The sequence below is a fragment of the Salinibacterium sp. UTAS2018 genome (assembly GCF_004118935.1).
Lineage (GTDB): Bacteria > Actinomycetota > Actinomycetes > Actinomycetales > Microbacteriaceae > Rhodoglobus.
In genome coordinates this window covers 2,850,264-2,873,699 of record NZ_CP035375.1, presented here as the reverse complement: position 1 = coordinate 2,873,699, position 23,436 = coordinate 2,850,264, and the positions used below count along the sequence as shown (strand labels likewise).

Annotated in this window: 23 protein-coding genes; 10 read left to right on the top strand and 13 right to left on the bottom strand. The window is 63.4% G+C overall.

Features of this window, described 5'->3' with window-relative positions:
* Positions 1–18: 18 nt before the first annotated feature.
* Entirely contained in the window at positions 19–630 is a 612-nt protein-coding gene (locus ESZ53_RS13685) for a general stress protein (RefSeq protein WP_210403809.1), read from the bottom strand.
* A 36-nt stretch (positions 631–666) separates the two neighbouring features.
* Between ESZ53_RS13685 and ESZ53_RS13680 the strand changes: the two genes are divergently transcribed.
* The 3 genes from ESZ53_RS13680 to ESZ53_RS13670 are packed head-to-tail and all read left to right on the top strand — an operon-like array spanning position 667 to position 3,635.
* A complete protein-coding gene (locus ESZ53_RS13680) occupies positions 667–1,998 on the top strand; it encodes a magnesium transporter MgtE N-terminal domain-containing protein (protein ID WP_129073333.1) in 1,332 nt (443 codons plus the stop codon).
* Complete coding sequence (locus tag ESZ53_RS13675) at positions 1,985–2,524, top strand: DUF1003 domain-containing protein (RefSeq protein ID WP_129073332.1); 540 nt, start codon at positions 1,985–1,987, stop codon at positions 2,522–2,524. Before ESZ53_RS13680 ends, ESZ53_RS13675 begins: the two co-directional genes overlap by 14 nt.
* The gene (locus tag ESZ53_RS13670; RefSeq protein WP_129073331.1) at positions 2,514–3,635 is read left to right on the top strand and encodes a P-loop NTPase; all 1,122 of its coding nucleotides are present in this window, start codon (positions 2,514–2,516) and stop codon (positions 3,633–3,635) included. Before ESZ53_RS13675 ends, ESZ53_RS13670 begins: the two co-directional genes overlap by 11 nt.
* A gap of 97 nt (positions 3,636–3,732) precedes the next feature.
* Here ESZ53_RS13670 and ESZ53_RS14540 read toward each other — a convergent pair whose 3' ends face one another.
* The gene (locus ESZ53_RS14540; protein ID WP_256386345.1) at positions 3,733–3,855 is read right to left on the bottom strand and encodes a hypothetical protein; all 123 of its coding nucleotides are present in this window, start codon (positions 3,853–3,855) and stop codon (positions 3,733–3,735) included.
* A gap of 72 nt (positions 3,856–3,927) precedes the next feature.
* Here ESZ53_RS14540 and ESZ53_RS13665 point away from each other — a divergent pair, with 72 nt between their 5' ends.
* Both ESZ53_RS13665 and ESZ53_RS13660 read left to right on the top strand, forming a co-directional pair.
* On the top strand, positions 3,928–4,842 hold the full coding sequence (locus ESZ53_RS13665) for a LysR family transcriptional regulator (RefSeq protein ID WP_129073330.1): 915 nt from the start codon (positions 3,928–3,930) through the stop codon (positions 4,840–4,842).
* Between the two features lie 44 nt (positions 4,843–4,886).
* On the top strand, positions 4,887–5,324 hold the full coding sequence (locus tag ESZ53_RS13660; protein ID WP_129073329.1) for an N-acetyltransferase: 438 nt from the start codon (positions 4,887–4,889) through the stop codon (positions 5,322–5,324).
* Here ESZ53_RS13660 and ESZ53_RS13655 read toward each other — a convergent pair.
* The 3 genes from ESZ53_RS13655 to ESZ53_RS13645 are packed head-to-tail and all read right to left on the bottom strand — an operon-like array spanning position 5,321 to position 8,903.
* Positions 5,321–6,001, bottom strand: coding sequence for an AAA family ATPase (locus ESZ53_RS13655; protein ID WP_210403808.1), 681 nt, complete (start codon positions 5,999–6,001; stop codon positions 5,321–5,323). The genes ESZ53_RS13660 and ESZ53_RS13655 overlap by 4 nt on opposite strands.
* Positions 6,001–7,491 (bottom strand): aminotransferase class V-fold PLP-dependent enzyme, encoded by a 1,491-nt coding sequence (locus ESZ53_RS13650; protein ID WP_129073328.1) that lies wholly within the window; start codon positions 7,489–7,491, stop codon positions 6,001–6,003. Before ESZ53_RS13650 ends, ESZ53_RS13655 begins: the two co-directional genes overlap by 1 nt.
* Positions 7,488–8,903 (bottom strand): MFS transporter, encoded by a 1,416-nt coding sequence (locus tag ESZ53_RS13645; RefSeq protein WP_129073327.1) that lies wholly within the window; start codon positions 8,901–8,903, stop codon positions 7,488–7,490. The genes ESZ53_RS13650 and ESZ53_RS13645 overlap by 4 nt, the downstream gene beginning before the upstream one ends.
* 60 nt (positions 8,904–8,963) lie before the next feature.
* On the opposite strand from ESZ53_RS13645, the gene ESZ53_RS13640 reads away from it, so the two are divergent.
* Positions 8,964–10,526: a succinic semialdehyde dehydrogenase gene (locus tag ESZ53_RS13640; protein WP_129073326.1), complete on the top strand. Its 1,563-nt coding sequence runs from the start codon at positions 8,964–8,966 to the stop codon at positions 10,524–10,526.
* Positions 10,527–10,598: 72 nt separating this feature from the next.
* Here ESZ53_RS13640 and ESZ53_RS13635 read toward each other — a convergent pair whose 3' ends face one another.
* Positions 10,599–10,994, bottom strand: a complete 396-nt coding sequence (locus ESZ53_RS13635; RefSeq protein WP_129073325.1) for a sec-independent translocase — start codon at positions 10,992–10,994, stop codon at positions 10,599–10,601.
* 62 nt (positions 10,995–11,056) lie between these two features.
* Here ESZ53_RS13635 and ESZ53_RS13630 point away from each other — a divergent pair, with 62 nt between their 5' ends.
* Entirely contained in the window at positions 11,057–11,689 is a 633-nt protein-coding gene (locus tag ESZ53_RS13630; RefSeq protein WP_129073324.1) for an O-methyltransferase, read from the top strand.
* Positions 11,690–11,879: 190 nt separating this feature from the next.
* On the top strand, positions 11,880–14,357 hold the full coding sequence (gene uvrA, locus ESZ53_RS13625) for an excinuclease ABC subunit UvrA (protein ID WP_129073323.1): 2,478 nt from the start codon (positions 11,880–11,882) through the stop codon (positions 14,355–14,357).
* 96 nt (positions 14,358–14,453) lie between these two features.
* On the opposite strand, the gene ESZ53_RS13620 is transcribed toward uvrA, so the two are convergent.
* From ESZ53_RS13620 to dapE, 3 genes are all read right to left on the bottom strand, one after another.
* Entirely contained in the window at positions 14,454–14,627 is a 174-nt protein-coding gene (locus ESZ53_RS13620; RefSeq protein WP_129073322.1) for a DUF3117 domain-containing protein, read from the bottom strand.
* 94 nt (positions 14,628–14,721) lie between these two features.
* Positions 14,722–15,951 carry a mannosyltransferase family protein gene (locus ESZ53_RS13615; RefSeq protein ID WP_129073321.1) on the bottom strand — a complete coding sequence of 410 codons (1,230 nt, stop codon included), beginning with the start codon at positions 15,949–15,951 and terminating at the stop codon, positions 14,722–14,724.
* The gene (gene dapE, locus ESZ53_RS13610) at positions 15,933–17,030 is read right to left on the bottom strand and encodes a succinyl-diaminopimelate desuccinylase (protein WP_129073320.1); all 1,098 of its coding nucleotides are present in this window, start codon (positions 17,028–17,030) and stop codon (positions 15,933–15,935) included. Before dapE ends, ESZ53_RS13615 begins: the two co-directional genes overlap by 19 nt.
* 26 nt (positions 17,031–17,056) lie before the next feature.
* Between dapE and dapD the strand changes: the two genes are divergently transcribed.
* Positions 17,057–17,998, top strand: coding sequence for a 2,3,4,5-tetrahydropyridine-2,6-dicarboxylate N-succinyltransferase (gene dapD / locus ESZ53_RS13605; RefSeq protein ID WP_129073319.1), 942 nt, complete (start codon positions 17,057–17,059; stop codon positions 17,996–17,998).
* Positions 17,999–18,035: 37 nt separating this feature from the next.
* Entirely contained in the window at positions 18,036–19,349 is a 1,314-nt protein-coding gene (locus ESZ53_RS13600) for a hypothetical protein (protein ID WP_129073318.1), read from the top strand.
* A gap of 76 nt (positions 19,350–19,425) precedes the next feature.
* On the opposite strand, the gene ESZ53_RS13595 is transcribed toward ESZ53_RS13600, so the two are convergent.
* The 4 genes from ESZ53_RS13595 to ESZ53_RS13580 form a co-directional block, all read right to left on the bottom strand.
* Positions 19,426–20,721, bottom strand: coding sequence for a citrate synthase (locus tag ESZ53_RS13595; RefSeq protein ID WP_129073317.1), 1,296 nt, complete (start codon positions 20,719–20,721; stop codon positions 19,426–19,428).
* Positions 20,722–20,820: 99 nt separating this feature from the next.
* Entirely contained in the window at positions 20,821–21,927 is a 1,107-nt protein-coding gene (dapC, locus tag ESZ53_RS13590) for a succinyldiaminopimelate transaminase (RefSeq protein ID WP_129073316.1), read from the bottom strand.
* Complete coding sequence (gene fdxA, locus ESZ53_RS13585) at positions 21,927–22,262, bottom strand: ferredoxin (protein WP_129073315.1); 336 nt, start codon at positions 22,260–22,262, stop codon at positions 21,927–21,929. Before fdxA ends, dapC begins: the two co-directional genes overlap by 1 nt.
* Positions 22,259–23,383, bottom strand: coding sequence for a PIG-L family deacetylase (locus ESZ53_RS13580; RefSeq protein ID WP_129073314.1), 1,125 nt, complete (start codon positions 23,381–23,383; stop codon positions 22,259–22,261). The genes fdxA and ESZ53_RS13580 overlap by 4 nt, the downstream gene beginning before the upstream one ends.
* Positions 23,384–23,436 lie beyond the last annotated feature (53 nt).

The following is a 23,436-nucleotide window of genomic DNA, read 5'->3' as shown; positions in this document are numbered from 1 at the left end:
TAATGCCCGAGCGGTGCCTTAGGCCTTAGGCGCGTCGTCGCCGTCGACCGGTGCTTCCGGAGCTTCCGGCGCGGGTGTCGCCTCTGGCGTGCCCGTCGGGGTCGGCACAAACGGTGCCGCGTGTACTCCGGGCATACCGGCCGCTGCTGTACCGAGAACGGTGTGAGCCTTAGCGGTGAGGTTCGGCGAAATGATCACGTCGTAGCGCTCGGCCAACAGCTGCGAGGTTGCGGCGTAGTCGCGGCGCTTGCGCATGATCGAGTAGTTCACGACGCCGAAGATCATTCCGATTCCGGCACCGGCCACGATTGCGGAGAAGAAGATCGCCACTTGCTGCGCGGTGATAGGCGCAATGATCGTGGAGATGAGACCGAAGAACAGTCCAAGCCAGGCACCGGTACTGGCACCGGCGAGCGCCGCACGCCCGTAGCTCAGTCGGGCCGTCACGACCTCGACCGTCGTGAGGTCACGACCAACGATCGCGATGCCTTTGACATCGAACTCGGCCTTCGCCAGTTTGTTGATCGCCTCTTGGGCATCGGTGTAGCTCTCAAAGCTCGCAAGAACGTCGCCGCGCGGCACACTCGACTGCAGAGGGGCACGACGGGAGAATCCACTGAAATTACTCATCAGCTCATTGTCCCATGCAAGGGTAGGGTTTTACTTGTGAGCACCTCAAGAGTATTCGTCGCCCGCTTGGTGGGCTGCTCTGTTTTCGACCCCAATGGCGACCGCGTCGGCAAAGTGCGCGATGTGCTCGTTGTTGAGCGGGCCGATTCGAGCCCGCGCGTCGTCGGGATGATTGCTGAAATTCCCGGTAAACGCCACGTTTTTCTCTCGATCGGTCGCGTTACAAGCATTGGCTCCGGGCAAATTATCACTACCGGCGTTCTCAACCTGCGCCGCTTCGAGCAGCGCGGTGGCGAAATTCGAGTGATGGCGGAGCTTCTTGGTCGTCGCGTCAGCATGCGTGATGGTTCGGGCGAAGCCCATATTGAAGATGTCGCTATTGAAGAAGTTGACATTGGCGAGTGGGAGATTAGCCAGCTCTTCGTCCGCCGCCCCAAGGCCAGCGGTGCGCCCCTCTTCGCTAAGGGCCCCACCGATTTCGCGCGGTGGGATGAGATCAAGCACAACCAGAACAAGGGCGAAGCGCAGTCCGCCACTCAGCTGGCGGCGAGCTTCTCCGACCTTCTCCCTGCTGACTTAGCCAACGCGATGCTCGACCTTCCCGAACAGCGCATGATGGAGGTCGCCGGCGAACTCTCCGACGATCGCCTGGCCGATGTGCTCGAGGAGATGCCCGAGAACGAGCAGGTTGCCCTGCTCAATAAGCTCGACGATGACCGCGCCGCCGACGTTCTTGATGAGATGCAGCCGGATGACGCTGCCGACCTCATCGCCCACCTCTCCGACGAGCGCGGTGAGACCCTGCTCGACCTCATGGAGCCCGAAGAAGCCGAAGATGTTCGCTTCTTGCTCAGCTACGCCCCCGATACGGCGGGCGGACTCATGACGACCGAGCCGATCATTGTGTCTGCTGACGCAACAGTGGCTGAGGGTCTTGCCCTCATCCGCCGTCACGATCTTGCCCCTGCACTCGGCGCAGCTATTTGTGTCACGCTGCCGCCCTACGAACCACCGACCGGGCGGCTGCTCGGCATGGTCCATTTTCAACGGATGCTGCGCTACCCGCCCAACGAACGCCTCGGCGCGCTCATCGACCAGACGCTCGAACCCGTGCGCTCGTCGACGACCGCGGCAGAGGTGTCGCGCATCCTCGCCAGTTATGACCTTGTATCGGTTCCGGTTGTCGATGACAACCATCGATTGCTCGGGGTGGTGACCATTGACGACGTGCTCGACCATCTTCTTCCCGACGACTGGCGAAGCACCACAGATGAATCGGCCAGCTTTGACGACACATCCACTAGACCGCTGACTATCGTTCAGCAGCAAGACATTCGCGCAGGGAGGTCAGCACGTGGCATTCGCTAAACGACGCACTCCACGGTCTCAGCGCAATGAGGCACGCCTCGACAGCCCGAAGGGGCTGCGTACAGGTTTCGGCATCTTCGAGAGCCGCGACCGCATGGGCCGCTATTCCGAAGCGTTCGCCCGCGGCATGGGAACCCCCTGGTTTCTTGTCGGGCTCTCCGCTTTCGTGGGTGTCTGGCTGATTTACAACACGAGCGCGCCCCTCGACGCGCAGTTCGACCCGCGCGCCACCAACTTCACCCTGTTGACGCTCATACTGTCGCTGCAGGCCTCCTACGCTGCTCCCATGATTCTGTTGGCTCAGAACCGTCAGGATGACCGCGACCGCGTACAGATCGAGCAAGACCGCCAGCGTGCCGAGCGCAACCTCAACGACACCGAATATTTGGCGCGCGAAGTTGTCGCACTTCGCCTCGCGATGACCGATCTGGCGAGCAAAGACTTCATTCGTTCCGAACTGCGCTCGCTGCTCGAAGAACTCGAGAAAGACGACGAGACCAAAGACGCGGAGAAGCGTGAACGCTGAGCTCGAAGCCGCGGTTCTCACCTCCCTCGCCTCGGTGATTGACCCCGAGATTCGTCGTCCCGTCACAGAGCTCGACATGATCTCTGGGGTTACCGTCGACGACGCTGGTGCGGCATCCGTGGGCTTGACCTTGACGATTGTCGGATGCCCGGCCGCCACCTCAATCGAACGTGACGTGCGTGAGGCTACCGAGCGTGTGGCCGGCATCACGGCGGTCACGGTGAACGTATCGGTGATGACGCGCGCGCAACGCGAGGCGCTCACTGAGAAGCTGCGCAAGGGCAAGCCCAAGACGATGCAGTTCGGGCCCGATTCACTGACTCAGATTGTGGCAGTGACGAGCGGCAAGGGCGGAGTCGGCAAGTCGACGCTCACGGCGAACCTCGCGGTCTCGCTCGCTCAGAGTGGTCTGCGGGTCGGGGTTATCGATGCCGACGTTTTTGGTTTCTCGATTCCCGGGCTCTTGGGCCTGCACGGCGCGAAGCCGACCCAGGTCGGCGAGATGATTCTGCCGCCGGTCGCCTACGACGTGAAGGTCATTTCGATCGGCATGTTTGTCGAAGACAACACGGCTGTGTCGTGGCGTGGACCGATGTTGCACCGCACTATTCAGCAGTTCTTGACCGACGTGTTCTTCGGTGACCTCGACGTGCTGCTGCTCGATCTTCCGCCGGGCACCGGCGATGTCGCGATCTCGCTCGGGCAACTGCTGCCGCACTCCGATGTGGTTGTCGTGACGACTCCGCAGTCGGCCGCCGCCGATGTTGCTGAACGCAGCGGCCTTGTTGCGCGCCAAACCGGTCAACGAGTGATTGGCGTCATCGAAAACATGGCGGGGCTCCCCCAGCCCGACGGCAGCGTGCTCGAACTCTTTGGTTCCGGTGGCGGGGCGGATGCCGCAGCCAAGCTCTCCACGCCAGAAGAGCCGGTCTCGGTACTCGCGTCCATTCCGCTTAGCATCGCCCTGCGCGAAGGCGGCGACGCCGGGGTTCCCGTCGTGATCGCAGCTCCCGAGGATCCGGCGGCGCAGGCCATCACGGCTCTCGCCGCGACTCTCCGCTCGCTCAAGCGCAGCGTCGCTGGCCGCAAGCTCGGCCTCAGCCCGCGCTAGCGGCCGCCCGTACTGCCCGACGGGGCCAGCACGCCCGTTAACGCAAAAACACCACAGCAGAAATGCTGTGGTGTTGCGTAAACCGGCTGGCGGTTGGCTACGGCATGGTGTTGTAGCGGCGGGTGGGCACTCGACGGTATCCGTCGGTTGCAACGGCACGCAGGGTTGCGACGATACCGGTTGCAGCAAGTGCCGCGATGATGATTAGTTCGAAGTTCATGTCTATATTCTGACGTTCCGCAACCTTTTAGAACAAGATGATCTTTCTTATCTAACCTTGTAGGCTAACTACATGGAAATACGGCGTTTGGAACTGCTGCGAGAGTTGGCCGATCGCGGCAGCATTACGGCTGTCGCTAAGGCGACGATGCGCACGCCATCCGCCGTTTCTCAACAGCTCAAAATCTTGGAACGCGAGGCCGGAATCCCCCTCACCGAGCGCGTAGGCCGAGGCATCGTGCTCACGTCTGCGGGCCGCGCTCTTGCCCAGACCGCGACCGATGTCGCCACCGCAATCGAGAAGGCCGAAGCGCTGTGGAACGACTTTCGTGAGTCTCCGCGCGGTGACGTCACCATGACCATTTTCCCCACCGGTGGCGAGATGCTGCTGCCAGGGCTTTTTCATTCGGTGAACCGCTTGGCCGGGCTGACGCTCAGCTGTCACGACCAAGATTCGGTGCTCGAAGACGTCGCCAACCTCACGGCTGATTTTGACATTGTGGTCTCGGATTCTCCGCACGTTCTCCCCGCCTGGACGGAGCGCGGTCTTGCCGTAGTTCCCCTCATGCGGGAATCGCTCGATGTTGCCCTGCCGGAGGACCACCCTCTCGGTCGCAAAGCGGCCCTCACCCCCGCCGATCTCATCGACGAGACCTGGATCGGCGTGCCCCAGGGGCTGCCATTCGACCGCATCCTGCGCCGCATCGAAGCCGCCAATGGCGCACCAGCCAAAGTGGCGCAACGCCTCACCGACAACAGCATCGTCGAAGCCGTCGTGGCCGCCGGGCACGGCATCGCGATCCTGCCGCGCTTCACCACTCGTGACCGCGAGAACGGTCTCGTCACTCGCCCGTTGAAGGGCGTGCCGTCATCGCGGCTCATCTCGGCGCTGTTGCGTCCCGACCGCGCCGAGCGCCCCTCCGTGCGCGCGGTCGTGAAAGCGCTCGTGGATGAAGCGCAGCGTTTCGAGCGGGAGCACACGGCGTAAGCGCCGCATCCACTTCACGTCTCCGCCCGGCTTAGAATCTCGACGTGGACTTTTCCCTACGCCCCAGCACCGATGCCGACCTCGACTGGTTGCTCGAACTGCGGGCCGTCGTGCTGCGCGCTGATCTCGACCGCCACGGACTCTTCGACCCCGTGCGTGTGCGCCAATGGATGAGCACGGCATTCGTCGCGAACAACACCCAGATCATCCAAGTCGAGGGAGCGGATGTCGGCTCCATCACCGTGCGCCACGAACCCGACGCGCGCTGGATCGAACACTTCTACCTGCCGACCAACCTGCACGGTAGAGGCATTGGCACGCAAGTACTCGCCGATGCGCTCAGCCGACCGGATGTGCGCCCGTTCCGCCTCATGGTGCTGCAGGGCAGCCCCGCCATCCGCCTCTACGAACGTCACGGCTTCATGCCCTACGACAGCGACGATCACGACGTGTGGATGACGCGGCCCGCCGTTCTCGACTAGTCCCCCGCTCGCGTGCCCGCAGCAAGGATGCGCGGCTCGAGGGGGTTGGTGTTGTCGACGAGTCGAGTTGCCCGCGTCCAGGGTTGAGCACCCGCGAAATAGAGACGTTGCCCGCCGACATAGCGTTTCATTGATGGATGCTCGGGGTCAGGATTACTCCCGTCTCGCACCGCCATGCGACGGGCTGTTTCTGAGAACGGAACATCGAGAAACAGCGAATAATCCCAGACGTCAACCAACTCATCGCGGTGAAGGAACATTCCCTCCACAATGACGACACAGTTTTCGGGCGCGGACTGGAGCGGCGGGCTCACCGCAGTGTCGTACCGGTGATCGCTGGCCGCGGTTCGGTAGGCGCCACTTCCGCCTGTTCCGAGCGGCGCCAGAACGTCGCGCCGCAAGGCGTCATAGTCGTAACTGTCGAGCCAGAACCCTTCCGCAGAGTCGCGGCCTCGGCGGTGGCGAACCTCGCGGAGGTTCAGGAAGTCATCGACATGGATGACGATGACGCACGTGCCCGAGAGCGCTGCGGCGAGCTCGCGGGCGAATGCTGTCTTTCCACTCCCGTCAACACCGTCGATGGCGATCAACAAGCGACCGCCCGCGAGCGCAAGGATGTCGTCCGCCAACGAACCCAGCACTCGGTCTCGAGCATCGGTCGCCCTCTCTTCGCTCACTACGCCTGCGGCTCAACCAAACGCGCCAGCAACTCGATGAGCAAGCGTTCTGTCAGGGGCGCGGGCATTGCGGCGATCAGGGCGAGTAGCGGTGCCATCCGTTCGGGGAGGCCCTGCTCGCCTGCACCGATGCCGAGCGCGCCCAGGAGGCCCGCAGCGGTCGCGGAATCGAGCGGAGCGGCATCCGGGTTCCCTAACGCTGCGAGAGCCTCAGCGGGCAACTCAGCGAGCACTGCCTCGGCCGAGATAGCCGGCACGCCCCGCACTTCGTCGGCCGCAGCCACGAGCGCCACGCTGAGCTCGTCGAGCACGTCGGCGGTCACGGGCGTGATCGTGAGGTGAGTCGTGGCGGGCAGTACGCTGCCATCGCTCTGCACGAGAGACGGCTGAAGTTGCAGCAGGAAGCCGTGCTCGCGCACCTGATCAGCCCAGTGATGCGCATCCACGCGGCGCTCGGGAGCAACCGACTCGTCGGTCGCGATGGCGAGCAAGGGACCCACAGGATTGCCAACAACACGCAAACCCTCGATGCCGGCGATGATGTCGCGCAGCGAACGCGTGGAGCGGGCACACGATTGGGAGAGCTCAGCGAGCCCGCTCGTGCCCAGCGCCTGAATGATCGCCCACGCTGCGGCCAGAGGCCCCGCAGACTTCGAACCCAGAATCGTTGGATTCACGATCGGGTAGCCCGGCCACTGCGTCGTCGCGAAATACTGCGTGCGCTGACGGTCGCGACCGCGTTGCAAAATGACCGAAGCGCCCTTGGGCGAGTAGCCGAACTTGTGCAGGTCGGCGCTGATGCTCGTGACGCCGGCGACCTCAAAGTTCCACGGCTGAACGTCGTCCCAGAAGGGAAGCACCCAACCGCCGATACAGGCGTCTACGTGACAGGCGATACCGTGCTCGGCTGCCGCCGCGGCGACCTCCACCACAGGGTCCATCGCCGCGTGGGCATAACTCGGCGCCGACACCACGACGAGGGCAACATCGTCGCCCATCCGCGCAATGAGATCAGCCGCCGCAACATCACCGCCGGGGCCGACCGGCACGAGATCCAGTTCGAGCCCGAAGTAGTGCGCCGCCTTCTGGAACGCCGCATGAACAGTCACGGGAGCCAAGAGTCGAGGTGTGCCCGTGCGTACCGATGAGCCAGCACCACGCCACACATCGCGCGCCGTCTTGACGGCCAGCAGGCAGCTTTCGGTGCCGCCGGTCGTGACGGTGCCGACGACATCCTCATCGCCACCGAGCAGGTCACGAGCGAAGCCGAGCACTTCACGTTCCATGACCGCGACCGAGGTGAACGTCGTCGGGTCGAGTCCATTCACGGGCTGCACGGCACGGATGGCGCTGGCGGCAAGCTCGTCGAGCTCAGCAAGGCCGGAGTCGTAAACGTACGACAGCACATGGCCGCCGTGGGTGGGAGCATCCGCTTCGCGCAGCGCTGCGAGGCGCTCGAGAATGTCGGCGGGCTGGTGATCGAACTTCATCGGGTCTCCTGATCGTTCGCAGTGGTGGTTCGGCCACTGGCGGGGTTCGGGGTGGGGGTGGGCTGGGGGCCGCCGTCGGCCTCATCAATGTGGTGACGGCGCAACGGGTAGCGCCTAAAGGTCAGCAACGAGAGCCCGATGATCACGGCAGGCACGATGCTGAAGCTAATGATGATTCCGGCGATGGCCGAATCGGGTTGGGTCACGGTTTGGTTGGCGACCGATTCGAGATAGCCGGATGCCGCCAGCACCGTCGTGAGCACCGTTGCCCCGAGGGCCATTCCCGTCGTTTCACCCGCGGTCCAGACCCCTCCGAAGGTGCCGGCCGAGGCGATCTTGTGACGGCGCGAGTCGTGGGAGATCACGTCGGGCAGCATCGACATAGGTAGGGCTTGCATGCCGGCGTAGCCTGCTCCGGCGAGCGCGACGGGCGCATAAATCCACGCTCCGGGGGCCCACAGTTGCGGAACGATCAGCAGCGCTCCCACGCCATAGCAGGCCGAGGCCCACACGAAGGCGCGCTCCTTACCGATGCGACGCGAGATGGCAGCCCACACCGGCGCGAAGAGCAGGGCGGGGCCGATCAGCGAGACAAACAGGATCGCGACCCCGGTGCCCAGCACCCACGTCGCGACGTATTGCGCTCCCGCGAGCATGACACCGGTCGCGAGTCCCTGCAGCAAGAAGGTCAGCAGCAGCGCCCGGAACGGTTGGCTGCGTTTGAGCGCGGCAAGTCCCGAGCGATACGTTTCCACGATCGATACCGTCGGAGTCACCGAGATCGTGCCGGTGGGCGCCGAGAACGAAGAGATCACGAGCGAAACGCCCATGAGGGCCGCCGCCGAGAGTGCCATCACGAGATAGCCGAGCCGTTCATCCGCAAAGGCGTCACGAATCTCGGGGGCGCCGGCGCCGAACAGCAAGATCGCCACAGTGAGCACGACCACGCGAACGGCCAAGAGGCGCGTGCGTTCGTCGTAGCTGCGGGTCAGTTCGGCCGGCAGCGCGATGTACGGCACTTGGAACAGGCTGAAGGCGGTTGCCGTGGCCACGAACGCGATGAAGACCCAAATACCCGAGGCTAGTGGGCCGATTCCGGCGGGAACCGCGAACGTCACGACGAACAGGATCGGTAGCAGAATGGCGCCGACGAGCATCGCCGGTCGGCGAGTGCCACGGTGGGCGAGGCTGCGGTCACTGCGCGCACCAATCACGGGATCGATGATCACGTCCCACACTTTGGCGGCGGTCACGAGAATGCCGGCCGCGAGGGCGGCAATGCCCAAGGTGTCGGTCAGGTAGTACACCAGCACGAGCCCGGGCAGGGCACCAAAACCACCGGTGCCCAGCGAACCAATGGCATAGGTGGCGATGGAGCTTCGGGTAAGAGCTCGCGGCGCTGCGGTCGTCATCTTCGTGAGCCTAGCGCTTTGCTCAGCCTAAATTGTGCTGGTCAGTCGTAGTGTTGAGATATGTCGTCTTCCACCGTTGCCTCACTGATCGGGTCGCGTCGTCGCGACACTCTCGTCGCCCAGTTGCGCTGCACCAGCTCCGACACCGCCGCCGTGATCGCACCGTTCACGGGCGAGACGCTGCACGAGTTGCCGCAGAGTTCGGCGCGCGATGTGCGGGATGCCGCAGCATCCGCCCGCACCGCCCAACGCGCCTGGCGAAACGCCGGGTTCGCGTACCGCCGCCGCGTGCTGCTGCGCGCCCACGATCTGTTGTTAGAACGTCAAGATGAGTTGCTCGACCTGCTGCAGACCGAGTCGGGCAAAACGCGCGGGCAAGCCTTCGAAGAGATCTTTCAAGCGGCAACGGTAACGCGTTACTACGCGCTTTCGGCCGAGCGCACTTTAGCGACCAAGCGTCGCCGGGCGGGCATTCCGCTGCTGATGTCGACGCGAGTGAGCTACTCCCCCAAGCAACTCATCGGTGTTGTTACGCCGTGGAACTACCCGATCGCTCTCGGTGCCATGGATATCGTGCCTGCGCTCGCCGCCGGCAGTGCCGTCATCCAGAAGATCGACAATCAGGGCGCGCTCTCGATGCTCGCCACCCGCGAGGCCTACATCGATGCCGGAGTTCCTGCCGCTGTCTGGCCGATTCTGGCCGGGCCCGGCGACCAAGTCGGTAACGCCGTTGTCGATACCAGCGACTACATCTGTTTCACCGGGTCGACCCCGACGGGCACGAAGGTCGGCAAGCGTGCCGCCGGGCGCCTCATCGGTGCCTCGCTCGAGCTCGGCGGCAAGAATCCCCTTCTCGTGCTCGGCGATGCCGACCCCATTCAGGCCGCGGCGGATGCCGTCTACGCCTGCTTCGCTTCGATGGGCCAGTTGTGCGTTTCGATCGAGCGCATCTACGTTCACAAGTCGATCGAGGCGGAGTTCACTCGCGCGTTCACCGAACGCGTGAACGCGCTGTCGCAGACCTCGGCTCTCGACTTCTCGGGCGATGTCGGCTCGCTCACCTCTGCGGCGCAACTGGAGCGTGTTCAGGCCCACGTCGACGATGCCGTCGCGAAGGGCGCGATCGTGCTCGCCGGAGGAATCCCGCGTCCCGACCTCGGCCCCTACTTCTACGCGCCGACCGTGCTCACGGGAGTCACCGCCGAGATGGACTGCTTCGCCAACGAAACGTTTGGGCCAGTTGTAGCGATCACCGCCGTTGACAGCGACACGGATGCCATCAACCGCGCTAACGACACCGAATTCGGCCTCAACGCCTCCATCTTCAGTGGCTCGATCGCGCACGCCCGTCGCTTGGCTGATCGCCTGGATGCTGGCAGCGTCAACATCAACGAGGGCTACCGCGGCAGCTTCGCGAGCGTGGACGCCCCGATGGGGGGCATGAAGCACTCTGGGCTCGGGCGCCGCAACGGGCCAGAGGGCATTCTGCGCTTCGCACAATCCCGCACGGTCTCGCAGTCGAACGGCATTCTGCAGTTGCCACGCTCGGGTGCCGAGTTCGCGGCAATGGCGGGGCTCATGGTCACGCTATTGACCGTGCTGAAGGTGCTGCGCCGCCGCTAGCACTGAGGCGTCGGTGGCGACGAGGCACCGGCGCCGACAAGGCTTCGGCGCCGGAGGGCATGCACCGGCGCGCTAGGTCGCTTCGTTATCGAAGGGGGCGCGTTCGCCGGCCTTGAGTTCTGCTTTGAGTTGCGATTGTCGTTCGGCGAGCGCCGCCTGCCGTTCCGCATACGCCGCGGATCGTGGCGGTCGCACCTTCACGGGAGGCGTTTCGTCTTCGAGCAGAGCGTCGCGGATGATGCGGCGCGGGTCATATTGACGAGGGTCGAGCTGCTTCCAGTCGATGTCATCGAAGTCAGGGCCCATCTCTTCACGCATGCGGTCTTTGGCGCCGCTAGCCATGTCACGCAGCGACCGGACGAGGCGTGCGAGTTGCGATGCGTAGTAGGGCAAACGGTCGGGGCCCAGCAAAAAGACAGCGATGATCCCGATGATCAGCAGTTTGTCGAATGTGAGACCGAAGGACACCCGTTTAGCTTACCTGCGCTTGCCGCTGCTGCGTCTACAGTTGACACAGCGATAGGAGCAATGTGTCAGACAAGCAGTTGAGTTGGAAGTACGCCGAGGAGTTCGTTACCGAACGCCCAGAGATCGCTGCGGCGCGCGTGCATTCCAGCGAGTTGGGAATCGAAGCGGTCAGCCCCGCTGTCGGCGCCCAGCTGGCCTTGCTCGCTGCGGCCACGGGAGCCAAGAGCATCATCGAGGTCGGCACTGGTGTCGGCGTCAGCGGGCTCTGGATGCTCGCCGGCAGCCCCGGCGCTCTACTCACCACGATCGACTCTGAAATCGATCACCAACAGGTTGCTCGCGCCGTGTTCGCGGATGCCGGCATCCCGTCGAATCGCGTGCGTCAGATCGGTGGCAAAGCTGCCGGAGTTCTGCCACGCATGAACGAGTCAAGCTACGACCTCGTCTTCATCGACGCCGACCCACAATCAGTCATCGAATATGTCGAACACGGCCTGCGCCTCGTTCGCCCCGGCGGCGTTGTCGTTGTTGCCCATGCCCTGTGGCGCGACCGTGTCGCCGACCCTGCTCAGCGCGATTCAACGGTCAGCAACTTCCGCACTCTTCTCAAAGAGATCGCACAGTCGGAGGCAGTGATCAGCTCACTCATTCCGGTCGGGGACGGTCTGCTGCAGCTCACCAAGCTCAGCGACTAACGCATACCGGGGGGCTCTTGCGCATCCGGGGCGCTCTCGCGCACGTCGGCGGCTCACGCGCTCAGCGAACGCTCACCGAGCGTTCAGCATCCTGTCCGTAGGGTGGAACATTCGCCACTCTTGACGACCATGACTGAGCGCGCGCTGCTGAGCATCCGCCATCTCCGCGCGCCGTGAGAACGGAGCACCCATGAACAGCAACGATCGTGACGGTTGGGTTCGCGTTCGCGGGGCCCGCGAGAACAATCTCGCCAACATTGACCTCGATGTACCGCGGGATTGCATGGTCGCGTTCACCGGCATCTCCGGCTCAGGAAAGTCATCGCTCGCGTTCGGCACTTTGTATGCCGAGGCTCAACGCCGCTACTTCGAGTCCGTTGCGCCCTATGCGCGCCGTTTGCTCAACCAAGTCGGCGCTCCGGATGTCACGGACATCACAGGCCTGCCGCCTGCGGTCGCGCTTCAGCAGCGCCGGGGCGCTCCCAGCTCGCGTTCGAGCGTCGGCACGATCACCACGCTCTCTAACCTGTTGCGCATGTTGTATTCCCGCGCCGGCACCTATCCCGCTGGCGTCACGCACCTCTCGGCTGAAGCCTTCTCACCCAACACCGCGACCGGTGCTTGCCCGCGCTGTCACGGCCTGGGAGTCGTTCACGACGTCACGGAAGATCTGCTCGTTCCGGATGCCTCGCTGTCGATCCGCGACGGCGCCATCGCCGCCTGGCCGGGCGCGTGGCAGGGCGCGAATCTTAAGAGCATCGTGAACGGGCTCGGCATCGACACCCGCGCACCGTGGAGCACGCTCAGCCGCAAGGATCGCGACTGGTTGTTGTATACCGAAGAGCAGCCCTCCGTCTTCATCCAGCCCGAAGAGGGTCGCGTCGACCACGGGTACAACGGCAAGTTCTGGAGTGCCCGCAAGCACATCATGAACGTGCTCTCGCAGTCCCAAAGCGAGCGGATGCGCGAGCGCGCGCTCCGCTTCGTGCAGAGCATGACGTGCCCCGAGTGTGGCGGCAGCGGGCTGCAGGCCAATGCCCTGTCCGTCACCTTCGCAGGGCTCAGCATCGCCGAATTGAACGCCGTTCCGCTGACCGACCTTGCCGACCGACTGCGCGAAGGCATGGCGCGTGCCGACTCCGAAAGCGAAGGGTCTGAAGGCAACGAGGTCGCCCACCGCATCGGCGACGATGTGATCGCCCGCGTTGACGTTCTGCTCGACCTCGGGCTCGGCTATCTCAGCCTCGGTCGCAACTCCACCACGCTCTCCCCTGGCGAAGCCCAGCGCCTGCGCATCGCCACGCAGCTGCGCTCCGGCCTCTTCGGCGTCGTCTACGTGCTCGACGAGCCCTCGGCGGGATTGCATCCGGCGGATGCGGCACCGCTGCTGGAAGTGCTCGACCGCCTCACGGCATCCGGCAACTCTCTCTTTGTCGTCGAGCACGATCTCGACGTCATCCGACGGGCGGACTGGATTGTCGACATCGGCCCCGGAGCAGGCGAAGGCGGCGGGCAACTGGTGTACTCCGGCCCCGTCGACGGCCTCAAGAATGTGCCCGAATCGGTCACTGCGCGCTACCTCTTTCCCCAGGAAGCGCGACCGACGCGCGACGTGCGCGCCCCCGAGTCCTGGGTGCGGCTGAAGAAAGCCTCGCTGCACAACATCCGCAATCTCACCGTTGATTTTCCGCTCGGCGTCATGACCGCGGTCACGGGAGTCTCTGGTTCCGGCAAATCAACGCTCGTCACTCACGTGCTCGCGCAGGCAGTACGCAGTCAGCTGGGCACTACTCGGGATGCTGCCGCCGACGCGGATGACCCCGATGACCGTCTCGACGACCTCTCGCTCGAAGGCAGCGCTGGCCTCGACTCCTTCGACCGCCTTGTGCTCGTCGATCAGCGCCCCATCGGACGAACGCCGCGTTCAAACCTCGCGACCTACACCGGAATGTTCGATGTCGTTCGCAAGCTCTTCGCCGCGACCGATGAAGCCCAGAAGCGCGGATACACGGCAAGCCGGTTCTCGTTCAACGTGGCCGGTGGGCGCTGCGAAACGTGCCTCGGCGAAGGGTTCGTCTCGGTCGAGCTGCTGTTCCTGCCGGGAACCTACGCGCCCTGCCACACCTGCCACGGTGCGCGCTACAACGACGAAACGCTCGAAGTCACCTACCTCGGCGCAACGATCGCTGACGTGTTGGGCATGACCGTCGCCACCGCAGCCGAGTTCTTCGCCGAATCAACGTCGGCGCTGCGCAGCCTTGACACTCTGCGCGACGTCGGCCTCGGGTACCTCCGGCTCGGTCAGCCCGCCACTGAACTCAGCGGCGGCGAAGCGCAGCGCATCAAGCTCGCGACCGAACTGCAACGAGCCCGTCGCGGCCACGCGCTGTATCTTCTCGATGAACCAACGGCCGGGCTTCATCCCGCCGACACCGCGCTCTTGCTTGCACAGCTGCAGAAACTCGTGGATGCCGGAAACACCGTCGTGCTCGTCGAACACGACCTCGCTACTATCGCCGCCAGCGACTGGGTTATCGATCTCGGCCCGAGCGGCGGAGACCAGGGCGGCACGATCGTCGCGACCGGGACCCCGCGCGAGGTAGCCGCTGGCCCCGGCGCGACCGCCAAGTACCTCAACGAATGGCTCGAGACCTCCACCGCGCGTTAAACACAAGCACCGAACACGAAATGATCGTGTTCGGTGCTGAGTGTCGGCAGGCTCCGTGCGGTGACGTGAGCTGCCGGCTAAGGCCGAGAAGGCGCTCTAGGCCGGAGCGACTACACCCGCGAGAGCGTCGTGCAGTTCTTTTGCTTCGGCGTCGTTCACTGAAACGACGAGACGGCCGCCGCCTTCGAGAGGTACACGAACGACGATGAGTCGACCCTCTTTGACAGCCTCCATTGGCCCGTCACCGGTCCTCGGCTTCATTGCTGCCATCGATAGTCCCCTTTCATCGGTACTGGCTTCTATTATCCAGCAAAAACTGCCGATACTGAAACTCTGTCGAATCATTCACCCGCTGTGCACTTCTTTAGGGCGGCGTCCAGTCGTAGCCGTCAACCCACCATGCGAGATGGATCCACGCCCATTGACCGGCGACGCACGCCGCCAGAAGCGCCGCGCGGTACCACCGTGACTGCGGTAGAGCCAACACCCCGGCAAGCGGGAACAGCGGCATGAGCAGGCGAAAAGTGCTCGACTGGGGAAAGAACACTGCCAGCAGATAAAGCGCATAGCTCGCTACCCAAAGACGGAGATCGACCCCCAAATGTCTCGCGGGCTTCGTGAGAAGAAAAGCGAAGAAGGCAATCACTGCGGCGACGAGCAGAACGATAAGCAACCACGGCGGCAGGTGCCACCAGCCTGCCCAGAATTCGGCCCCTTGAAACCACGCCGTGAACGGAATCAGTTCGCCGTAGCCGATATAGGACGCCCGCCACGCCAGCTCGGTGTCGGTGTAAGCCGTGAGCGATCCCGTGACCGCCGCGGCGATGAGAAGCCACGCGAAACCCATCATCAGGCTGAAGAGAGTTGCGGCGATCGCGGCGACTCTCTCACGAAGGGGAAACTCTTCGCGCCGGCGAATCCACCAGCGATAGACAACGTGCAGGCCGAGCGCGAGCGCGAAGGCGAGCCCGCTTGGCCGCGTTACAGACATGACCGCGATCACCGGCAGGAGCATCCAATACTGACGTTTCATGAGCCAGAACAGCGCGAGGATCAGCAAGAACAGATACATGGATTCGGCGTACGAGACCTGCAGAATGGCCGAGAGCGGGGCGAAACAGAAGATTGCAACAGCGAAGAGTGCCGAGCCGGCAGGGAGCACGAGGTGCATCACGCGATACAGCATGAGGGCTGCGCCCAGAGAGCAGGCCACGGAGACGAGCACGCCGGCCACGGCGAAGTCGAGCGTCGTGAGCGTCATCACCACTCGAACGAGAGCGGGATACGCCGGCATGAATGCCCACGCATTTTCGCCGACCTCACCGGCCTCCGTTAGCGGTAGTTCACTCGGGTACCCCGCGAGCGAGATGATGAAGTACCAGTGACCATCCCAGATCTTGGCAAACGAGAAGTAGTCGGGGCGTGGTCCCGTCCAGGCGTTCTGGCCCTGAATCGACGCGAACCACAACAGCAGCGACGTCGTCACGACGCGGGACGCCACGAAAATCGCAATGACCGCAAGCCACCAACGCTCGGGAGCCAGAATGGCCGCAGTCGCGCGGCGTGCTGCCGAAACTAGCGAGCTGTCAGCCACGCCCGCAGCCCCTGCTCGCAGGCCACAATTTCGCTCGTCGCAACACGTTCGTCGTCGGCATGAGCCCGCAGGGGGTTGCCGGGGCCGTAATTCACGGCGGGCACTCCGAGCGCCGCGAAACGAGCAACATCGGTCCAGCCGTACTTGGGCGCCGGGGTGCCGCCGACCGCAGCCAAGAAGTTCTTGGCCAGCGGGGCGTCAAGGCCGGGGCGCGCGCCACCGGCAAGGTCGGTCACCTCAAAGTCGAAGCCCGTGAAGACCTCACGCAGATGCTGGATGGCCTGATCAGTGCTGCGGTCGGGAGCGAAGCGAAAGTTCACGGTGACGGTAGCGGCATCCGGAATCACGTTGCCGGCAACGCCGCCCGTGATTCCTACCGCGTTGAGCCCCTCGCGATACACGAGGCCGTCGACCTCGTGCGACTCCGGCTCGTACGCTGCCAGAATCGCCAGCACGGGCGCCGCAGCGTGAATCGCATTTTCGCCCATCCAGGCGCGGGCAGAGTGCGCCCGTAATCCCGTGAGCGAAATGTCAATGCGAGCGGTGCCGTTGCAGCCGCCCTCGACCGTCGCGTTGGACGGTTCCCCGATGATGGCGAAATCGCCTGCCATCAGGTCAGGGCGGTTGCGTGCGATACGACCGAGTCCGTTGAGATCAGCAGCGACCTCTTCGTGGTCGTAGAAAATCCAGGTCACATCGACCGCAGGATCGGTGAGTTCTGCCGCAAGCTTGAGGGCAATCGCGACGCCGCCCTTCATGTCGACGGTGCCGCGGCCAACGAGGTGCTCCTCGCCGTCAATCATTTCGAGCGTTGTCGGCAGATTGTCATTCACGGGAACGGTGTCGAGATGCCCCGCGATCACGACGCGCTGCCCCTTGCCGCCGTTCGTGCGAGCAACGACGGCATCCGCATCCCGAATCACCTCAAGGTGGCTGAACGCGCTCAGGGCCGTCTCGACGGCATCCGCAATGCGCTGCTCGTTGCCGGAGACCGACTCGATATCGCAGATCTGGCGGGTGAGTTCGGGGCTCGAGGCCGTCAGATCGAGCACGGGAACGGTGTTATCGGTCGCAGGCATGCACCCAGTGTAAGTAACCTTGATGTATGACTTCGCGCACAGCATGGGGATACGGACTCGCAACAATCGCTAGCGACGGAACGACACTTGACGTGTGGTTCCCCGCTCCGCACCTGGGATCAATCCCCGAGGGCACCGACCCGCACTACACACCCGCCGACCTCGAAGAGCACTTGGGCAACGACGAACGTCGCCGCGTGCGTACCGAATTCGTGACCGTTGAGATCGATCTGGATGCCGCACCACAGAACGTCGCCGACGCCTACCTGCGTCTGCACCTGCTCAGCCACCTGCTCGTGCAACCCAACAGCATCAACCTCGACGGCCTCTTCGGCGCCCTGCCCATCGTCGTCTGGACCAACGCCGGAGCGGTGCACCCCGACGACTTCCGCGAGCTTCGCGTTTCGCTCAAGCGCCACGGCATCATCGTGACCGGCATCGACAAGTTCCCTCGGATGCTCGACTACGTTCTGCCCGAACGCGTGCGCATCGCTGATGCCTCACGCGTGCGCCTCGGCGCCTACCTCTCCCCCGGAACCACCGTCATGCACGAGGGCTTCGTCAACTTCAACGCCGGCACTCTCGGTAGCTCGATGGTCGAGGGCCGCATCTCTCAGGGTGTCGTCGTGGGCGATGGCGCCGACATCGGTGGCGGCGCATCCATCATGGGAACCCTCAGCGGCGGTGGCACCGAACGTGTCTCCATCGGCGAGCGCGCTCTGCTCGGAGCCAACTCGGGAATCGGAATCGCCATCGGCGACGACACGGTCGTTGAAGCCGGGCTCTATGTCACGGCCGGCACCAAGGTCACCATCATTGATGGTTCAGCTACCCCGCGCAGCGTCAAGGCGGTCGAGCTCAGCGGCGTCAACGGGCTGCTGTTCCGCCGCAACTCGGTCACCGGCGCGGTCGAAGTTCTGCCCCGCAGTGGAACCGGCGTTGAGCTGAACGCGGCGCTGCACGCCTAAGGCCCCTATCCATCGGGGGAAGCAAAGGAAGTTCAGCATGAACAATCTCACTGTTCCCCGCCCGACACTGCGGCTGCGCCACTATCGCGCCGCCGCAGTGTTCGTTGCAGCCGCTCTTGCTCTAACGGCGTGTACGGGCGCTGAGCCGCTGCTATCGCCCACCTCCGCGGCGTCACCCGTAGCCTCGCCCGCGGCTAACGCCGACACCCTCACGTGGGGAATGGATGCCACGGAGCCCGATAGCTCGTGGCAGAAGCCGGCGCTCGGCGCAGTGACGTCGGATCCGGTCTATGGCACGACGATTCAGCGCGTCACCTCGGCGGAAGGCACTCGCTTTGACCGCAACAGCTACAGCCGCCGCCAGGCCGAGAACGCCAATGGCTCGATGTTCTTTACGTACCACGGTGATGCCGAGTACCACGTGTACTCCACCATTGACGCGGCCCTCGTCAGCACCCTCGATATTCACCCGGATGCCGAGCCACAGTGGCATCCGACCGATCCCCGTAGTATTCGCTACCTAGCCGGCCCCAACTCGTCCGAAGGCGATCTCACCCTCTTCGAACTTGACGTGACGACCGGCAAGTCGACGGTCATCGCCGACCTCACCGCCCCGATCATCGCGGCATTCCCGGGCGCTGATTACATGAAAGATCGCAGCGAGGGCTCTCCGAGCAGTGACGGAAACCGATATGCCTGGATCGTCTACAACGCGGCGGAGGAACCGCTCGGCATGGTTAGCTATGACCTCGCCTCCAACTCGGTGCTCGGCACCAGTAAGCTCCCCGCCGACACAGACTGGGTAAGCGCCTCCCCCACCGGAAAATACGTCGTGGCCTCCGCCGAGTCCGGTACCTATGTCTATGACGCCGACCTCACCAATCAACGCCTGCTGACCGAGGCTAGCGAGCACAGCGACATCGCCCTCTCAGCAGACGGCCGGGATGCCTATGTCTACATCGACTTCAACTCCGCGAGCGAAACAGCGGGCTTCTTGACCTCGGTCGACATGGACTCGCTCGAACGCACCACGCTCTTCGATGCCTACGACGATGCCAACACCTCGATGCACATCTCCGGCAAGGGCTACGACAAGCCGGGCTGGGTCGTGGTCTCCACCTACAACTGCAGCGCCGAGGGCGCGTGGACCTGCGAAAAGGTGATGGCTATCGAGCTCGACGGCGGCCGCATCCTCAACCTCGCCCATACCTACAACTGCGGCGAGGACTACTGGACCGAAACTCACGCCGTCGTCAACAGATCGTTCACCCACGTGTATTTTAACTCCGACGGTGGCTCGTGCGGCATGGACGCCGAGGTGTACCGCCTCGACGTTCCCGCCTTCGACTAGCTGCCACACCCACGGCAAGCGAAACGGCCGGCTTCCCCGAGGGGATGCCGGCCGTTCGCTTTAAGGATGGTGCGGTCTAGCGCTGAGGCCAGTCCCGAGGCGCAGGGCCCGTGTACAGCTGCTGCGGGCGACCGATCTTAGTCTTGGGGTCTTCGTTCATCTCGCGCCAGTTGGCGATCCAGCCCGGCAGTCGACCAATAGCGAAGAGCACCGTGAACATGCGCGGCGGGAAGCCCATCGCCTTGTAGATGACGCCAGTGTAGAAGTCGACGTTGGGGTACAGCTTGCGCTCGATGAAGTAGTCATCGGCCAACGCGACCTCTTCGAGCTCACGAGCGATGTCGAGCAGTGGGTCGCTGATTCCGAGATCGGCAAGCACCTCATCCGCGCTCTCTTTCACCAGACGTGCACGCGGGTCGAAGCTCTTGTACACGCGGTGGCCAAAGCCCATCAGGCGCACGCCGTCTTCTTTGCGCTTTACGCGGTCAACGAATTTTTGAACGCCGTCGCCCGATTCCTGGATCTCGCCCAGCATCTTGAGTACGGCTTCGTTGGCGCCACCGTGAAGCGGGCCGTAGAGAGCGTTGATTCCGGCGGAAATCGAGGCGAAAATGTTCGCTTCTGTCGAACCAACGAGGCGCACCGTGGAGGTGGAGGCATTCTGCTCGTGGTCTTCGTGCAAGATGAGGAGGCGGTCGAGTGCCTTACTCAACACAGGGTTGACTTGGTATTCCTCCGCCATGTTGCCGAAGTTGAGCTTCAAGAAGTTGTCGACGAAACTCATCGAGTTGTCGGGGTAGAGCAGTGCCTGACCGAGCGACTTCTTGTGAGCGTACGCCGCGATAACCGGCAGCTTTGCCAGCAAGCGAATGGTTGAGATTTCGACCTGCTCCGGGTCGCGCACATCGTGCGAGTCTTCGTAGTACGTCGAGAGCGCCGACACCGCGCTAGAAAGCACCGACATGGGGTGCGCGCTATGCGGAAGGGCGTCGAAGAATCGACGGAGGTCTTCATGAAGCAGAGTGTGGCGACGAATCTTTTCGTCGAACTCTTCCAACTGCGACTTCGACGGCAACTCACCGTAGATCAGCAGCCAGGCAACCTCGAGATACGTCGAGTTTGCCGCAACGTCTTCGATCGCATAACCGCGATAACGCAGGATGCCGCGGTCTCCATCGATATAGGTGATCTCGCTGCGGGTTGACGCAGTGTTCACAAATCCTTGATCAAGCGCCGTGTAACCGGTCTGCTTCATAAAGGTGGAGATATCGATGCTGTTGTGACCATCGACCCCACGGATAATGGGAAATTCAGCAGCACCGCCCGGAAAATGGAGGGTGGCCTTCTCTGGGTCTTGAGGGGCTTCATTCACCGTTACAGCCTACAAGGCTTAGATAGCCACTGTCACACCCGCCAACCGAACGACGGGGCTTTTAGAGGTCGAACACAAGGCCTCAGCCGATTAGTGCACTTAAGCGAGCAACTCGAGGCGTGCGACAGCATCGGCGATCGTCGCGTCACTCGCCGTGAGCGCGATACGCACATGGTGCGGTGGTGTTTCGCCGTAGAAGGAGCCCGGAACAACGAGGATGCCGGCCTGAGCCAGGTCGCCGACCGTCTGCCACGAGTCCTCGTTCTTTGTGGCCCACAAGTAGAGCCCCGCAACGCTGTCGTCAACGCGGAACCCGGCGTGCTCAAGAGCGGGAAGCAACTTCGCCCGACGGGCGCGATAGAGCTCGCGTTGCTGCGCAACGTGGGCCTCGTCCTTGAGCGCCGCAACCATCGCCGCCTGCACGGGGCCGGGAACGATGAGTCCGGCGTGCTTACGCACCTCGAGAAGTTCAGCAATCAGCTGCGAGCATCCGGCCACAAATGCAGCACGGTAGCCGGCGAGGTTCGATTGCTTGCTGAGCGAATATACGGCCAGAACCGACGAGCGATCGTCGCCAATGACCTCGGGGTCAAGAATGGAGGGAGTCGGGTCAGCGCCGTTCCAATTGAGCTCGGCGTAGCACTCGTCTGAGGCGATAACCGCACCAAGCTCGCGAGCGCGCGCGACCGCAGCGCGCAGTTGCTCGACATCAAGCACGCGGCCGTCGGGGTTACCCGGGCTGTTGAGCCACACGAGCGCCGTGTTCTCGGGCCACTCTGCAGGCTCGTCAGAGGCAATTGCCGTAGCACCAACCATGGCAGCGCCGATGGCGTAGGTCGGGTATGCAACCGAAGGATGAACGACCACGTCGTCTTTGCCCAGGCCGAGCAGCAGCGGCAGTAGCGCCACGAGTTCTTTTGAACCAACCGTGGGAAGAACGTGGTCAACCGTGAGCCCGGTCACGCCACGGCGTCGCTCGAACCAATCGACGATGGCTTCACGAAGCTGAACGGTACCGATTGTCGTGGGGTAGGCGTGAGCATCCGTCGCCGTCGCCAAGCTTTCGCGAATAACGTCGGGAGTCGGGTCTACCGGCGACCCGACGGAGAGATCGACGATCCCATCAGGATGCGTACGCGCGATGGTGCCGAAGGGCACAAGGGAATCCCACGGGAAGTCGGGAAGAACCAACGGCGTGCGCGTCATTAGTCGGAGGACCCGCCACCCTCGGGAAGAGCAACGATGAGAGCGTGATCCAGAGGAAGAACCCCGACCTTCGCTGCGCCGCCGGGCGAAGAATTTTCTAGGAGGTCGAAGAATTCGACGTTCGCCTTGTAGTAGTCGGCCCACTTATCAGGCAGATCGTCTTCGTAGTAGATGGCCTCGACCGGGCAGACGGGCTCGCAGGCGCCGCAGTCAACGCACTCATCCGGGTGGATGTAGAGCATGCGGTCGCCTTCATAGATGCAGTCGACTGGGCATTCGTCTACGCACGCGCGATCCTTCAGATCGACACAGGGCTGAGCGATGACATATGTCACGAGATATCCGCACCTTTCACGGGAGAGTTCAATTCAATGTTAGCGCGGCTCGCCGATGCAACCTGACGGTTGACCCGAGGCCAGCCCACCACAATGAGTACGACGAGCACGGGCGCAAAGGTCCAGACGTACCCCGCGGTGTTGGCCGGAATCAGGATCGTTCCTCCCGGCATGACGCTGGCGAGCACCGCTGACATGAACAAGACGCCGAGTGAAGCGAAGCCAGCAGCCACTCGAGTGTCGTAAATAAGGCGCAAACCAAGAATCAACGCCGTGACGAGAGTGACAGAGACGACAACTCCCCACGGGATGCGCACATCGCCGAGGGCGAAGCTCGATTGGTGCACCGCCGTCAACACGACACCAACGAGAGCGCCCAGCACCAGCGAAACCATCGCCAGAATTGCGCGCTCACCACGGCTTCGTTCGCCAATGACCAGTTCACGACGACGCAGCCGACGCAAATACTCCACGGGCGTCGAGATGCTTTCGCCTACCGGAATCTCATTGCGGTAGATCTCGGTGGCGCGACGCTTGAACGCCAACGCTGTTGCCGACGACACCGCAACGCCCCGATCAACGGGAACAGCGGATGCCGTATAAAAAGGAACCCCCGCGAGCTCGGTGGCGAGAGCAGTGGCCTCGTGCACGAGCAGCGCTTCGTCGCCGCGCGCCGTTCCACTGGACTCTTTGGCGTAGCTGACAACGACATCCGGCTTCAGCGCGGTGATCGCTGCGGCGATGTCGGAGGCGAGAGCGCGGGCGTCGAGGGTACGAAACTGACGCCCGTTATCTTCGCGAAGGATGTGGTGAGCGGTGATGCCCAAAATTTCACGCACGATGTCATCGACAGACGCCGCGGGCTCTTCTGAAACCGCGGAGACATCATTGTCGGAGGTGGCGGTGGCGGGTGCCGGCGCGAACGCGTTCTCGGCCGTCACGGTCGGGACACCGCCGGTGGCGGGGCTCGCCGCGATGGCGGCGGTCGCGTTGTTGCTGCAACTGAGCACTATGAGCTCAGTGCCGCGCTGAACGAGTGTCGCGATGGTGGCCCCAAAAACATAGGCTTCATCTTCTGGGCGCGCAGCGATAACCAGCACCCGCTGTGCACGATCTTTCACGGCCGTTCCTCCACCATTCTTTCTGCAGTAAACAGAATAGACACAGGTAGCCC

Excerpts from the sequence above, each read along its gene's own strand:
- ESZ53_RS13685 (WP_210403809.1), bottom strand. The coding sequence starts at position 630 with ATGAGTAATTTCAGTGGATTCTCCCGTCGTGCCCCTCTGCAGTCGAGT.
- ESZ53_RS14540 (WP_256386345.1), bottom strand. The coding sequence starts at position 3,855 with ATGAACTTCGAACTAATCATCATCGCGGCACTTGCTGCAACCGGTATC.
- ESZ53_RS13665 (WP_129073330.1), top strand. The coding sequence starts at position 3,928 with ATGGAAATACGGCGTTTGGAACTGCTGCGAGAGTTGGCCGATCGCGGC.
- ESZ53_RS13650 (WP_129073328.1), bottom strand. The coding sequence starts at position 7,491 with ATGAAGTTCGATCACCAGCCCGCCGACATTCTCGAGCGCCTCGCAGCG.
- ESZ53_RS13645 (WP_129073327.1), bottom strand. The coding sequence starts at position 8,903 with ATGACGACCGCAGCGCCGCGAGCTCTTACCCGAAGCTCCATCGCCACC.
- ESZ53_RS13640 (WP_129073326.1), top strand. The coding sequence starts at position 8,964 with ATGTCGTCTTCCACCGTTGCCTCACTGATCGGGTCGCGTCGTCGCGAC.
- uvrA (WP_129073323.1), top strand. The coding sequence starts at position 11,880 with ATGAACAGCAACGATCGTGACGGTTGGGTTCGCGTTCGCGGGGCCCGC.
- ESZ53_RS13620 (WP_129073322.1), bottom strand. The coding sequence starts at position 14,627 with ATGGCAGCAATGAAGCCGAGGACCGGTGACGGGCCAATGGAGGCTGTC.
- dapE (WP_129073320.1), bottom strand. The coding sequence starts at position 17,030 with ATGCCTGCGACCGATAACACCGTTCCCGTGCTCGATCTGACGGCCTCG.
- dapD (WP_129073319.1), top strand. The coding sequence starts at position 17,057 with ATGACTTCGCGCACAGCATGGGGATACGGACTCGCAACAATCGCTAGC.
- ESZ53_RS13600 (WP_129073318.1), top strand. The coding sequence starts at position 18,036 with ATGAACAATCTCACTGTTCCCCGCCCGACACTGCGGCTGCGCCACTAT.
- dapC (WP_129073316.1), bottom strand. The coding sequence starts at position 21,927 with ATGACGCGCACGCCGTTGGTTCTTCCCGACTTCCCGTGGGATTCCCTT.